The following is a 948-nucleotide window of genomic DNA, read 5'->3' as shown; positions in this document are numbered from 1 at the left end:
GGGAGCGAAGCGCTTCTTGGGTCGGGCGTGGCGGTTGGCCCAGCGGACGTAGCCGGCGATGGCGGCTTCCTGGGCGGTGTGGGAGGGGTAGTCGCTGCCGTCGAGGGTGAAGTAGCGCAGGGCGGTGAACTCGCTCTCGATCCAGTTCAGCCACGAGGCGTAGGTCGGGGTGAACACGAGCTCGACGTCGTGGTCGTTGCACCAGTCGGCGACTTCGGCCTTGCGGTGTGGGGAGAAGTTGTCGCAGATGATGTGCAGTCGCCCGCGGGGGAACCGGGTGCGGAGCTGGCGAAGGAACGCGAGGAACTCCTGCCAGCGTTTGCGGTCGCGCAGCCGGTAGAACAGCTGCCCGGAGGCCAGGTCGAGTCCGGCGAGCATGTGCCGGACCCCGCCGTAGCGGTTGTAGGTTGCGCGCAGCCGGGCCGGGCCTCGGGTGGGGAACCAGCCACGCCCGGGGCGGGGTTGCAGGTTCAGCGGCCCGAACTCGTCCACGCAGATCACCCTGGCGCCGCTGGTCAGTTGCCCGGCGGCGGAGCGGTCGTAGAGGTCGAGGATCCGGGCCATCTTCTGCGCGAACTGTGGATCGTTGCTGGCCTTCCAGGTCTTCGTGGCCTGCCAGCGCACCCCGGCGGCGCGCAGGACACGTCGGACGGTGTCGGTGCTGATCTCGACCCGGTGCCGCTCGCGCAGATGCTCGACCAGCTTGGACAGGCTCCATGTGGTGAACGGGAGTCCGACCTGCTGTGGAGGGGTCCGGGCGACCCGGCAGATCAACTCGCGGGTGTGGGGGCCGAACTTAGGAGGTCGGCCCCCGCTCCATTTTGGGTCCAGAGCCGCGAACCCCTTGTCGTTGAACGCGTGGATCACCTCCCGCGCGTACTGCGGGGTCGCGGCGAACATCGCTGCGGCCTCGGTTGCGGTGCGGCCTTGGACCGAGGCGAGCACGAT

At 69.1% G+C, this 948-nt stretch carries 1 protein-coding gene; it reads right to left on the bottom strand.

What is annotated here, in order from left to right; translation table 11 throughout:
- A partial coding sequence (locus PSD17_RS23620; RefSeq protein ID WP_339124558.1) for an IS630 family transposase occupies window positions 1-948 on the bottom strand: 948 nt, incomplete at both ends.

The sequence above is a fragment of the Pseudonocardia sp. D17 genome, from assembly GCF_036984265.1.
Taxonomy (GTDB): Bacteria; Actinomycetota; Actinomycetes; order Mycobacteriales; family Pseudonocardiaceae; genus Pseudonocardia; species Pseudonocardia benzenivorans.
Note: the sequence above shows the minus strand (reverse complement) of the source record. Positions and strands in the feature narration are given on the sequence as shown.